Origin of the sequence: Trabulsiella odontotermitis, from assembly GCF_001188485.1 — a bacterium.
Classification (GTDB): Bacteria; Pseudomonadota; Gammaproteobacteria; order Enterobacterales; family Enterobacteriaceae; genus Trabulsiella; species Trabulsiella odontotermitis_A.
In genome coordinates this window covers 52765-65230 of the sequence record NZ_JNGH01000006.1, presented here as the reverse complement: position 1 = coordinate 65230, position 12466 = coordinate 52765, and the positions used below count along the sequence as shown (strand labels likewise).

Genomic DNA, 12466 nt, shown 5'->3' with positions numbered 1-12466 from the left:
ATTATTGATCCGCTGCCGGACCGCAACCGCCGATGATTTTCGAAATAGAAATGGCGGGGTGTAAGAGGTAATCGTAGCTGCAGTTTTTGCTTTTATTGTCGATGTGGCCGGTACAGGCGGTCAGCGTTGACAGCGCGCCAAGTAGCGCAATGATTTTAATGGTTTTTCCCATCATGATATCCCTGCTGGTCATTTATTGAATATCCACAACGCGTGGTGAGCGCGATAGGGTTTAAAGGATTAATCCGTTAATAATTCACGATGAATCCAGCCGGGGAATTTAAGCAATTATTCCAGACGCGACAATGGCTGATCGGGTAGCTATCCGGACTTGAAATAACGATAGTATTGATGCCTGTTACCATTCCCAATGTATACAGCGCCAACCATTGCATTTTGTTATGTGACAAGATTCGCTGTTTACACTTTTCATGCTTGTGCTTTATCTTCAGTTTAATGAATATAAAAATATTCAATTTACTGAAGATTTGTAATGCGCAGAACATTCATTAAGAAAGAGGGCATGACGTTAACCACGCTTGCGCGCTACCTGCTGGGGCAGCGATGTGGTAACCGATTGAAAACCATCGAAGAACTGGCCGCAGAGTGTGGCTCATCGGTGGGGTTAACCCAGGCGGCACTGAAAACGCTGGAGTCAGAAGGGGCGATTCGTATTGAGCGACGCGGGCGCAACGGAAGCTTCCTGGCCGACATGGATCATAAGGCGCTGTTGTCGCATGTGGATATCCGCAACGTGGTCTGTGCTATGCCGTTGCCCTATACCCGGTTATACGAAGGGTTAGCCAGCGGTCTGAAATCACAATTTGAGGGGATACCCTTTTATTTTGCCCACATGCGGGGTGCCGACGTTCGCGTGGAATGTTTGCTCAACGGCGTTTACGACATGGCGGTGGTGTCCCGGCTGGCGGCTGAAAACTATCTCAACAGCAACGCGCTTTGCATGGTGCTGGAACTGGGTGCGCAAACGTACGTTGGCGAACACCAGCTTATTTGCCGAAAAGGCGACGCCAAAAACGTGCGCCGCGTAGGGATCGACAACCGGTCTGCTGACCAGAAAATCATGACCAGCCTCTGGTTTGGCGATCGTGACATTGAGCGGGTCGATGTGCCCTACCACGAAAGCCTGCACCGTATCGTGAAAGGCGATATCGACGGCGTTATCTGGAACGTGGCGGTTGAATCGGAGCTGGTGGTTCTGGGGTTAGAGGCGATACCGCTGAAAGGCGATCCGCGTTTTGCTCAGGCGACAGAAGCGGTGGTGCTGACGCGAGCGGATGATTATCCGATGCAGCATCTGATTGAAACGGTAGTGAATAAGCCTGAGCTGTTAGCGCATCAGCGGCGGGTGGTGAATGAAGAACAGGACCCGAGCTATTAAGGAGTGCGGGATGGAAAATCGACTCAATCTGCTGTGTCAGGCGGGCGTGATCGACCAGGATATTTGTGACGGCATGTTGCAGGTGGTACGGCAGATGGACGCCGAGTTATCACTTCCGGTGTTCAGCGAACAGGGCGAGATGGCGGTGACGCACATGGCGAACGCGCTGATGCGCAGCCGCCGGGGCGAAGTCATTGCGCCGCTGGACGCGGAACTGCTGGAAGAAATTCAGCAATCGGCGTTGTGGCCGCACGTGCTGACTGCGCACCAGGCGTTATTGAAAGGATTTACGGNGTATGGATTATGGCTGGCGGCAAACGAAGGTCACTCATGATGACGCAGCGTGTTTTATCACAACTTAAATATTCAAAAAAATGAATATTTGGCATTCAGGGAACAGAAACTGAGGCTTACATGTTTATAAACGCATTGAAACGTCAGAATCCCGCGCTGATTCGCGCGGCACTCCGGCTCTGGCAGCAGGGCAGCATCGCGCCAGACAGCTGGGTGATTGATGTCGATCAGGTGCTGGAAAACGGCAAACGTCTGCTGAGCGTTGCCAGCCAGCACGGCATCTCGCTGTATCTGATGACCAAGCAGATCGGGCGCAATCCCTGGCTGGCGGAAAAGCTGCTGGCGCTTGGCTATCAGGGCATTGTCGCCGTCGATTTTAAAGAGAGCCGGGTCATGCGCCGCGCCGGGCTGAAGGTCGCGCATCAGGGGCATCTGGTGCAAATTCCGCACGATCAGATAGCAGAAGCCGTCGGACAGGGCACCGATGTCATCACCCTCTTCACCCTGGAAAAGGCGCGTGAAGTGTCGAAGGCTGCGGTGGATGCAGGTCGGACGCAGGCGGTGATGCTGAAAGTGTATGGCGAAAATGATTTTCTCTATCCCGGGCAGGAGAGCGGTTTTGCGCTGGTGGAACTGGAACGCGTCGTCGCCGAACTGCGCCAGTTACCGGGGCTGCAACTGACCGGCCTGACGCACTTCCCTTGCCTGCTGTGGGACGATGCAGTGGGTGAAACGGTGCCGACGCCGAATCTGCTGTCGCTGGTGAATGCGCGTAACAGCCTGAAAAAAGCGGGCGTGGAGATTACGCAGCTGAATGCGCCGTCGGCGACAAGCTGTGCGACGTTGCCGCTGCTGGCGTCGTTCGGCGTGACCCACGGTGAACCCGGCCATGCGCTGACCGGCACTATTCCGGCAAACCAGCAGGGCGATCAACCTGAACGCATTGCCATGCTGTGGCTGAGTGAAATTTCACACGACTTTCAGGGTCGCAGCTTTTGTTATGGTGGCGGTTACTATCGCCGGGGTCACGCCCGCAATGCGCTGGTTTTTCCGCGCGGCAGCGACACGCCAGTGGAGACATCCCTGAAGCCATTTGACGACAGCAGTATCGATTATCACCTGGCGCTCAACGACCGTTTCCCGGTCAGCAGCGCCGTTATCTGCTGTTTCCGTACACAAATCTTTGTCACCCGTAGCGATGTGGTGCTGGTGGAAGGTATCCAGCGCGGTGAACCGCACATCGCTGCCCGCTATGACAGTCTGGGAAATCTTCTGGAGGCGTAATGGCGCGTTTCGTCGTGTTGGTGATCGACAGTTTTGGGGTGGGTGCAATGGACGATGTCCCCCGGGTCAGGCCGCAGGATCTCGGCGCGAACACATGCGGCCATATTCTTGAGCATCTGCCGACGCTGCGGCTTCCTACGCTGGAAAAACTCGGCCTGATGAATGCGCTGGGTGCGACACCCGGCGTGATGCGACCGTCATCCACGGCGACCTGGGGCGTGGCGGAGCTGATGCACGAAGGCGGCGATACGTTTATGGGGCATCAGGAAATTCTCGGTACTCTGCCGCGCACGCCGCTGCGGATGCCGTTTAGCCAGGTGATCGACAAGGTTGATGCCGCACTCCGTGCAGAAGGCTGGAAAACGCAGCGCTGCGGCGATGGCCCGCACTGGCTGCTGGTGGATGATGCCGTGGCGATTGGCGATAACCTCGAAGCCGATTTAGGGCAGGTCTACAACATTACCGGCAACCTCAGCGAGAAATCGTTCGATGAGGTGAAAGCGATTGGTCGGATCGTTCGCCAGCAGGTGGAGGTCGGCCGGGTGATTGCGTTCGGTGGGCTGCTCGCCAGCACGCAGCAGCTCTGGGATGCCGTGGAAATTCGCGACGGCGTGTACATCGGCATCAACGCGCCGCGTTCCGGTGCTTATCAGAACGGATTCCAGGTCGTGCATATGGGTTACGGCGTTGATGACAGCGTTCAGGTGCCCGCCCGGTTGCATGCCGTCGGCGTCACGACCGTGCTGGTCGGTAAAGTGGCCGATATTGTTAATAATTCTCATGGTGAGAGCTGGCAAAACCTGGTGGATAGCCAGCAGATCATGGAGATCACCCTTGATGCGCTGAACCAACGGGAAAGCGTGTTTATTTGCACCAACATCCAGGAAACCGATCTGGCGGGTCATGCCGAAGACGTTGCGCGTTACGCTGACCGCCTGCAACTGGTGGACCGGCATCTGGCCTTGCTGATGGCGGCGATGCGCCCGGACGACTGTCTGGTGGTGATGGCCGACCACGGCAACGACCCGACCATTGGCCACAGCCGACACACCCGCGAGAAGGTGCCGGTACTGGTCTGGCAGCCAGATTTACCGCCCGCAGAGCTCGGCGTACGCGCCTCGCTATCGGATATCGGCGCCACCGTCTGCGATTTCTTTGGCGCCCGCGCGCCAGAGAATGGCCGCTCTTTCCTTCCACTCCTGAGAACCGCGAGGAACCGACATGATTAACAGCACCGGTTACACCTATGCGCACGAACACCTTCATATCGATTTATCGGGTTTTAAGGGTGATATCGATTGTCGGCTGGATCAGTACGCGCTGATTTGCGATGAGATGCGGGCGCTAATGAACCTTGGCGTGCGCAATATCATCGAAATGACCAACCGCTACATGGGCCGCAATCCGCAGTTTATGCAGGATCTGATGCGCGATACCGGCATCAACGTGGTGGCCTGCACCGGCTATTATCAGCACGATTTTTACCCTGAACACGTCGCGAGGCGCAGCACCCGGGAGCTGGCGCAGGAGATGATCGATGAGATTGAAAAGGGTATCGAAGGCAGCGAGCTGAAAGCGGGCATTATTGCCGAAATCGGCTCCAGCAAAGGGATAATCACTGAGCTGGAGAAAAAGGTCTTTAACGCTGCGGCTATCGCCCATCTCGAGACCGGTCGCCCGCTTTCCACCCACACGTCGTTCAGTACGATGGGGCTGGAACAGCTGGCGCTGCTGTCCGGCTACGGTGTGGATCTCTCCCGCGTGGTCATCGGCCATTGCGATCTGAAAGACAATCTCGACGACATTCTGCGGATGATCGATTTCGGCGCGTACGTGCAGTTCGATACCATCGGCAAGAACAACTATTACCCCGATGCGAAACGCATCGACATGCTCCATGCCTTGCGCGACAGGGGACTGCTCCACCGCGTGATGCTCTCTATGGATATTACCCGACGCTCCCATTTGAAGGCCAACGGCGGCAATGGCTATAGCTATTTGCTCACCACCTTTGTGCCGCTGTTGCGTCAGTCCGGCTTTAGCCAGGCGGAGGTGGATGTGATGTTACGTGACAACCCTTCGCAATTTTTCCAGTAAGGACAGAGACATGAAAAAGATCGGTGTTGCTGGTTTACAGCGTGAACTTATCAAAAAGACCATCGAAACGTCTGCGCCTGGCTGTTTTGAGGTGTTTATTTACAACGACATGGAAGCCGCGATGAAGGTCAAGGCAGGGCAACTGGATTACTACATCGGAGCCTGTAATACCGGGGCGGGCGCGGCGTTGTCGATAGCCATCGCCATTATTGGATTTAACAAGAGTTGTACCATCGCCAAACCCGGCATCAAGGCAAAAGAGGATCACGTCGCGAAGATGGTGGCAGAAGGGAAAGTGGCATTTGGCCTTTCTGTTGAGCACATTGAGCACGCGATTCCAATGCTTATCAACTACTTAAAATAAAAAGGCACGTCTATGGCCCTTTACATACAAATAATAGTGGTCGCTTTGCTTACCGGAATGACGGCGCTGCTGGCGCATCGTTCTGCCGCTGTTTTTCACGACGGGATCCGCCCGATTCTGCCGCAGCTGATCGAAGGCTATATGAAACGCCGTGAGGCGGCCAGTATCGCGTTCGGTTTGAGCATCGGCTTTGTCGCTTCGGTGGGGATCTCATTCACATTGAAAACCGGGCTGCTTAACGCCTGGCTGCTTTTCCTGCCTACCGATATCCTCGGGGTACTGGCGGTAAACAGTGTTCTGGCTTTTGGGCTGGGCGCCATCTGGGGCGTGCTGATCCTTACCTGTCTGCTGCCGGTTAACCATCTGCTCACCGCGCTGCCGGTGGACGTACTCGGGTCGCTGGGCGAACTGAGTTCTAGCGATTTTCTACCAGTTTGGCTGGAAAAACAGTCTGGTGGCCGCCGTCGTTGTGCTGGCGACGCGCGTGCTGGTCGTGCGTTTCTTCCCGCATCTGAACCCGGAGTCAATTGAGATCTTTATCGGGATGGTGATGCTGCTGGGGATCGCTATTTCTCACGATCTGCGCCACCGCGACGAGCAGGACATGGACATGAGCGGCATTTCGGTATTTGAAGAGCGAACCTCCCGCATCATCAAAAACCTGCCCTACATTGCCATCGTCGGGGCGCTGATTGCCGCCGTCGCCTGCATGAAGATTTTTGCCGGGAGCGAGGTGTCGATTTTCACCCTTGAAAAAGCCTATGCCGCAGGTATTACGCCGGAAGCATCGCAGACGCTGGTGCATCAGGCGGCGCTGGCCGAATTTATGCGCGGCCTCGGCTTTGTTCCGCTGATTGCCACCACCGCGCTGGCGACCGGGGTGTACGCTGTTGCGGGCTTCACTTTTGTCTATGCGGTGGGGTATCTGGCGCCGAATCCGTGGATTGCCGCCCTTCTCGGCGCGATGGTCATTTCCGCAGAGGTGCTGCTGCTGCGCTCCATCGGCAAATGGCTCGGGCGCTATCCGTCGGTGCGCAACGCGTCGGATAACATCCGTAACGCCATGAATATGCTGATGGAAATGGCGCTGCTGGTGGGCTCCATCTTCGCCGCCATCAAAATGGCAGGCTACACCGGTTTCTCGATCGCCACCGCGCTCTATTTCCTCAACGAGTCGTTGGGACGGCCAATCCAGCGTATGGCGGCACCGGTGGTGGCGGTAATGATCGCCGGGATTGTGCTCAATATTCTTTACTGGTGCGGGTTGTTTATTCCTGCGTAACGCTGAGGTCGTGTGATGAAGACGTTTCCCCTCAAAAGCATGTCGCTGGTTGAGGCGCAACAAAAGCAGTTTGCGCTGGTGGACGCCATTTGCCGTCACTTCCCTGGCGCGTCGTTCCTGAACGGGGGCGATTTGGGCCTGGTGCCGGGGCNNGCGGGGTCTTACCCAGCCGCAGACGACGCAGCGCGTGGAAGCGGTGCTGGCGGATTTTTTCCACGCCGACGCCGCGGTGCTGGTGCAGGGCGCGGGAACCGGAGCGATCCGCGCCGGGCTGGCGGCGTTGATCAAACCTGGGGGACGGTTGCTGGTTCATGATGCGCCGATCTATCCGACCAGCGCCACGCTCATCGAACAAATGGGACTGTCGCTGATTCGGGTGGATTTCAATAACGAGCGGGCGCTGGCGATGGCGCTCGCCCGTCAGCAGCCTGATGCGGCGTTAGTGCAGCATACCCGGCAGCGACCCGAGGACAGCTATGTTCTCGGGGAGGTACTGGCACAGCTGGCGCAGGCGAAGATCCCCACGATCACCGACGATAACTACGCGACGCTGAAAGTGGCGCAGATTGGCTGTGAATGCGGCGCTACGCTGTCGACATTCTCCTGCTTCAAACTGTTCGGTCCGGAAGGCGTCGGCGCGGTGGTTGGTGACGCGCAGGCGGTGTCCCGCATTCGCGCAATGATGTACTCCGGCGGCAGTCAGATTCAGGGCCCGCAGGCGCTGGCGGTATTGCGTGGGCTGGCGTTCGCGCCAGTGACGCATGCCGTGCAGTCGGAGGTGACGGAACGCCTGATGCTGGCGCTGAACCGTGGGGCGATCCCGCAGGTGAAGCAGGCGACAATTGCCAATGCACAGTCCAAAGTGCTGCTGGTCACTTTTCATCAGCCGATTGCGGAGCAGGTGCTGGAGAACGCCAGCCAGTTCGGCGCGCTGCCGAGGCCGGTGGGGGCGGAATCGAAATACGAAATCCCGCCGCTGTTTTACCGGCTTTCCGGGACGTTCCGTGAGGCGAATCCGGGGATGGAACGCACCACGATTCGCATCAACCCCAACCTGTGCGGTGACGAGACGATCCTGCGGATTTTGCGCGACAGCTGCGAAGGGTTGTAACCCGAAGTGCCCGCCCGGCAACGGTGACTGCCGGGCGCGGTAAGTTAGTGATTCGAGAACCAGTTCAGTTTTTCACGCAGGCTGACCACGCGACCGACGATAATCAGCGACGGGCTGACGACCTGTTGTGCCAGCTCACCGAGCTGCGCCAGCGTGCCATCCACTACGCGTTGTTTGATGGCGGTGCCGTTTTCAACCAGCGCGATCGGCATGTCTGCCGCCATTCCGTGCTCTATCAGTTTTTGCTGAATAGTCGCGGCCTGATTCAGCCCCATGTAGAACACCAGCGTCTGTTTTTCGGCAGCCAGATTATGCCAGTCAAGCTCGCTGCCGGTTTTCAGGTGGCCGGTAACCAGACGGACACTCTGGGCGTAATCGCGGTGCGTCAACGGGATCCCCGCATAGGCCGAACAGCCGGACGCTGCGGTAATGCCAGGTACGACGGAGAACGGAATACCGGCATTGCATAGCGTCTCCAGCTCTTCGCCGCCGCGGCCAAAGATAAAGGGGTCGCCGCCTTTCAGACGCACCACGCGTTTCCCTTTTTGCGCCTCGCGGAGCAGGATTTGGTTGATCTCCTCCTGCGGCACGCAGTGATAACCGGCGCGTTTGCCAACAAACACGCGGTCGGCGTCACGGCGCACCAGATTCATGATGTCATCCGAAACCAGACGGTCGTAAACCACGATATCCGCCTGCTGAATTTGTTGCAGCCCTTTCAGCGTCAGCAGCCCGGCGTCGCCCGGTCCGGCACCCACCAGCACCACTTCGCCACGGTGATCCAGATCTTCACTCAGCAACCGCTCGGTGGTTTCGCTAATCGCTAACTGATCCTGATTTGCCAGCGACTGCGCCAGACGGTCGTTCACAAACAGTTTTTCCCAGAAGCGGCGACGCTCGCTCATGGTAGCAAACTGTTTTTTCACTCGTGCGCGCAGCTGCCCGGCGTAGTGCGCCACCTGGCCCAGATGTTGCGGCAGAATCGCTTCCAGTTTTTCACGCAGCAGACGCGCCAGCACCGGTGAGGTGCCACCGGACGAGACGGCGACCATCAGCGGCGAACGGTCAATGATCGACGGCATGATAAAACTGGCCTGCTTCGGCGCATCGACCACGTTACAGAAAATACGTCGCGCTTCCGCCGCCTGGCTGACCCGCTCGTTTACCTGTTCATCGTCAGTTGCGGCAATCACCAGCCAGCAGGTGTTGAGCAGGGATTCATTAAAGTCGCCCTTCACCAGCGTCACCTGGCCGTTGTCGGCCCAGACGGTGAACTGCGGGACCACGTCGAGGGCATTGACGGTCAGTCGTGCGCCTGCATCCAGCAGCAATCTGGCTTTACGCTCGGCAACATCGCCGCCGCCGACCAGTAAACAGTCGCGATCGCGCAACTGGCAGAATATGGGCAGGTGATCCACGGAATAACCTCACGGAGTGAAAACAGAAATGCGGGGATGCGTCATGAGAGTAAGGATAACAGCAGTCATCGTCCGGAATACACGATTTTTCCTGCCGTTATCCCTCTTCATTAATAAGTTTTTGGCATGACTTATGCCAAAAACGATCAGCCCTTCAACTGCACCTGGCCATCTTTGACGCGTGCGTCAAAATGGGCGATGGAGTGGTTTTCGTCTTCCATACACAGGCCGTCGCGCAGACGGAAACGCTGTTTTTTCAGCGGGCTGGCGACCCACAGATCGCCGTCATGTTCGGCAATCAGACCGCGGGACAGCACGCTGGCGTCGAAGAACGGGTCGATGTTGCTGATGGCGAACACCTGCTCGTCATGGCGCGGGCGGAAAATCGCTACCTGTTGCTGACCCAGCAGGGCGCAGACGCCGGTTTGCGGCAGGATATCGTCGATACTGCAGATGTTTATCCACTGGCTCATGCGTTTTCCTCCACCAGAGTAACCGGAATGCGCTCATACGGTGTTGCAGGGCGATGCTGTGCTCGCTCAGGCACGACCTGCACGTTCGGGTCGCGTTGTGCGCTGTTGATAAAGTGTTTGAATCGACCCTGCGCCGCCGGGTTGTTGACGGTTTCGGTCCATTCGCAGGCGAACGCCGCGCGCAGACGATCCAGCTCGGCCTCCAGTTGCTCGTTCAGACCCAGTTTGTCGTCGATGATCACGCTGCGCAGATACTCAATGCCGCCTTCCATTGCGTCCAGCCACGGCGCGGTACGCGTCAGCTTATCGGCGGTGCGGATGTAAAACATCATGAAACGGTCGAGGTATGTGATCAGCGTATCGCGATCGAGATCGGCGGCCAGCAGATCGGCGTGGCGCGGTTTCATGCCGCCGTTTCCGCAGACGTACAGGTTCCAGCCTTTCTCGGTGGCGATAATACCGACGTCTTTCCCCTGTGCTTCCGCACATTCACGGGTACAGCCGGAGACGCCGAACTTCATTTTGTGCGGGGTGCGAATGCCTTTGTAGCGGTTTTCCAGCTCAACGCCGAAGCCGACGCTGTCGCCCACGCCGTAACGACACCAGGTGCTGCCGACGCAGGTTTTCGCCATGCGTAACGCTTTGGCGTAGGCGTGACCGGTTTCGAAGCCTGCGTCAATCAGCTGACGCCAGATTTCCGGCAGGTCATCTTTTTGCGCGCCAAACAGGCCGATACGCTGGGAGCCGGTGATTTTGGTGTACAGGTTAAATTCCGCCGCGATGCGACCCACCGCCATCAGCCCTTCCGGGGTGATTTCACCGCCCGCCGAGCGCGGAATGACCGAGTACGTCCCGTCTTTCTGGATGTTCGCCAGGAAGTTGTCGTTGGTGTCCTGCAGCGGTGTCAGCGCCGGTTTCAGGATGTACTCATTCCAGCAGGAGGCCAGCAGCGAACCGACGGTCGGTTTACACACTTCACAGCCGTAGCCCTGACCGTGTTTTTCCAGCAGTTCGTCGAAGGTTTTGATGCCTTCCACACGAATGAGGTGATACAGCTCCTGACGCGAGTAGGCAAAGTGTTCGCACAGGTTGTGGTTCACTTCGATACCCTGTTTCGCCAGTTCGGCGTTCAGCACCTGCGTCACCAGCGGAATACAGCCACCGCAACCGGTCCCGGCTTTGGTTTCGGCTTTCAGCGCCGCCACGGTGTGGCAGCCTTTGTTGATGGCGGCGATCAGCGCGCCTTTGGTGACGTCAAAACAGGAGCAAATCTGCGCGCTGTCTGGCAACTTATCAACGCCGATCGCCGGTTTGCCGCCTGCGGCGTGCGCGGGCAGGATCAGCGAGTCCGGGTTTTCCGGCAGTTCGATGGCGTTCAGCACCAGTTGCAGCAGGTTGCCGTAGTCGCTGGTATCGCCCACCAGTACGGCACCGAGCAGCGTTTTGTTGTCGGCGCTGACGATCAGGCGTTTATAAACTTCTTTGCTTTCGTCGAGGTAGACGTAGCTGCGGCAGTCCGGCGTGCGGCCATGCGCGTCGCCAATGCCGCCGACGTCAACGCCCAGCAGTTTCAGCTTGGCGCTGAGATCCGCGCCTTCAAAGCTATTCTCGCGACCGATGATATGGTCAACCGCCACCTGCGCCATTTTGTAGCCCGGCGCGACCAGTCCATACACGCGGTTGTTCCAGCTGGCGCATTCGCCGATGGCGTAGATATCCGGATCGGAGGTCTGGCAGCTGTCGTTGATCATTATGCCGCCGCGCTGCGCCACCGCCAGACCGCACTGGTTGGCGAGTTTGTCGCGCGGGCGAATACCGGTGGAGAAGACGATAAAATCCACTTCCAGTTCGCTGCCGTCGGCAAAGCGCATGGTTTTACGCGCTTCGGTGCCTTCCTGAACGATCTCTTTGGTATTTTTGCTGGTGTGCACGCGCACGCCCATGCTTTCGATTTTACGTTTTAACTGCTCGCCGCCCATCTGATCGAGCTGTTCCGCCATCAGCATGGGCGCGAATTCGATGACGTGGGTTTCAACGCCGAGGTTTTTCAGTGCNCCAGCGGCTTCCAGACCGAGCAGGCCGCCGCCCACCACTGCGCCGCGCTTGCTACGACGGACGCAGGATTCAATAGCGTTGAGATCTTCAATGGTGCGATAAACGAAGGTGTCCTGGGTTTCAGACCCTTTGATCGGTGGGATCCACGGATAAGAGCCGGTCGCCATAATCAGTTTGTCGTAGAACACGGTGCGGCCCGCGCTGGAGTGGATCACTTTCTCCTGACGGTTGATGGTGATCGCACGCTCACCGACCAGCACGTTAATGCCATGCTTCTCATAAAATCCTTCGCGGACCAGCGAAAGTTCTTCCGCTGTGTGGTGAGAGAAGTAAGATGACAGGTGGACGCGGTCGTAGGCGATGCGGGGTTCTTCACAGAACACGGTAATGTCGAACTGGTCGGCAGGGGCTTTATCAAGGAGATCCTCAATAAAGCGGTGACCGACCATGCCGTTACCGATGATAGCGAGTCTGACTTTGCTCATTTTTGCCTCGATTTCTTTTCTATTACCGCCTACCTTAACGATTCAGCAACCCCACTTATTGATGTAAATCAAATACGCCTTTGTCTACCACTTAATGGGTATCCATATGATTTGTCAGGATTTTTATAAGTTATGGAAAAGGCAGACTTTTTTGTTTTGTACTTTTTGTGTACAAAATGAGGTGAAAAAATGCGCGGCTCATAT

At 57.1% G+C, this 12466-nt stretch carries 10 protein-coding genes and 2 pseudogenes; 8 read left to right on the top strand and 4 right to left on the bottom strand.

All coding sequences use genetic code 11. The annotated features are described in order from the left end of the window. Position 1: 1 nt before the first annotated feature. Complete coding sequence (locus tag GM30_RS23390; RefSeq protein WP_038158705.1) at positions 2 to 172, bottom strand: YhfL family protein; 171 nt, start codon at positions 170 to 172, stop codon at positions 2 to 4. Positions 173 to 493: 321 nt separating this feature from the next. Between GM30_RS23390 and yhfZ the strand changes: the two genes are divergently transcribed. From yhfZ to GM30_RS00425, 8 genes and pseudogenes are all read left to right on the top strand, one after another. Next, complete coding sequence (gene yhfZ / locus GM30_RS00460; RefSeq protein ID WP_049847058.1) at positions 494 to 1399, top strand: GntR family transcriptional regulator YhfZ; 906 nt, start codon at positions 494 to 496, stop codon at positions 1397 to 1399. 10 nt (positions 1400 to 1409) lie between these two features. Beyond that, on the top strand, positions 1410 to 1733 hold the full coding sequence (locus GM30_RS00455) for a hypothetical protein (protein WP_049847057.1): 324 nt from the start codon (positions 1410 to 1412) through the stop codon (positions 1731 to 1733). An 80-nt stretch (positions 1734 to 1813) separates the two neighbouring features. Further along, positions 1814 to 2977 (top strand): YhfX family PLP-dependent enzyme, encoded by a 1164-nt coding sequence (locus tag GM30_RS00450; protein WP_049847056.1) that lies wholly within the window; start codon positions 1814 to 1816, stop codon positions 2975 to 2977. Next, on the top strand, positions 2977 to 4206 hold the full coding sequence (locus GM30_RS00445; protein ID WP_049847055.1) for a phosphopentomutase: 1230 nt from the start codon (positions 2977 to 2979) through the stop codon (positions 4204 to 4206). The genes GM30_RS00450 and GM30_RS00445 overlap by 1 nt, the downstream gene beginning before the upstream one ends. Then, positions 4199 to 5074 (top strand): phosphotriesterase-related protein, encoded by an 876-nt coding sequence (locus tag GM30_RS00440; RefSeq protein WP_049847054.1) that lies wholly within the window; start codon positions 4199 to 4201, stop codon positions 5072 to 5074. The genes GM30_RS00445 and GM30_RS00440 overlap by 8 nt, the downstream gene beginning before the upstream one ends. Positions 5075 to 5084: 10 nt before the next feature. Next, on the top strand, positions 5085 to 5438 hold the full coding sequence (locus GM30_RS00435; protein WP_049847053.1) for a DUF2620 domain-containing protein: 354 nt from the start codon (positions 5085 to 5087) through the stop codon (positions 5436 to 5438). A gap of 12 nt (positions 5439 to 5450) precedes the next feature. After that, positions 5451 to 6720 (top strand): annotated as a pseudogene (locus tag GM30_RS00430) (YhfT family protein). Positions 6721 to 6735: 15 nt separating this feature from the next. After that, positions 6736 to 7831: pseudogene (locus GM30_RS00425) on the top strand (aminotransferase class I/II-fold pyridoxal phosphate-dependent enzyme). A gap of 44 nt (positions 7832 to 7875) precedes the next feature. Here GM30_RS00425 and cysG read toward each other — a convergent pair. The 3 genes from cysG to nirB form a co-directional block, all read right to left on the bottom strand. After that, entirely contained in the window at positions 7876 to 9249 is a 1374-nt protein-coding gene (gene cysG / locus GM30_RS00420) for a siroheme synthase CysG (RefSeq protein ID WP_049847052.1), read from the bottom strand. 146 nt (positions 9250 to 9395) lie between these two features. Continuing rightward, a complete protein-coding gene (gene nirD, locus GM30_RS00415) occupies positions 9396 to 9722 on the bottom strand; it encodes a nitrite reductase small subunit NirD (RefSeq protein WP_049847051.1) in 327 nt (108 codons plus the stop codon). Then, complete coding sequence (gene nirB / locus GM30_RS00410) at positions 9719 to 12262, bottom strand: nitrite reductase large subunit NirB (RefSeq protein ID WP_049847050.1); 2544 nt, start codon at positions 12260 to 12262, stop codon at positions 9719 to 9721. The genes nirD and nirB overlap by 4 nt, the downstream gene beginning before the upstream one ends. Positions 12263 to 12466: the final 204 nt, after the last annotated feature.

What these genes read in the sequence shown, in the direction of transcription:
- GM30_RS00450 (WP_049847056.1), top strand. Translation starts at nt 1,814, where the DNA reads ATGTTTATAAACGCATTGAAACGTCAGAATCCCGCGCTGATTCGCGCG.
- GM30_RS00435 (WP_049847053.1), top strand. Translation starts at nt 5,085, where the DNA reads ATGAAAAAGATCGGTGTTGCTGGTTTACAGCGTGAACTTATCAAAAAG.
- GM30_RS00440 (WP_049847054.1), top strand. Translation starts at nt 4,199, where the DNA reads ATGATTAACAGCACCGGTTACACCTATGCGCACGAACACCTTCATATC.
- nirD (WP_049847051.1), bottom strand. Translation starts at nt 9,722, where the DNA reads ATGAGCCAGTGGATAAACATCTGCAGTATCGACGATATCCTGCCGCAA.
- GM30_RS23390 (WP_038158705.1), bottom strand. Translation starts at nt 172, where the DNA reads ATGGGAAAAACCATTAAAATCATTGCGCTACTTGGCGCGCTGTCAACG.
- GM30_RS00445 (WP_049847055.1), top strand. Translation starts at nt 2,977, where the DNA reads ATGGCGCGTTTCGTCGTGTTGGTGATCGACAGTTTTGGGGTGGGTGCA.
- yhfZ (WP_049847058.1), top strand. Translation starts at nt 494, where the DNA reads ATGCGCAGAACATTCATTAAGAAAGAGGGCATGACGTTAACCACGCTT.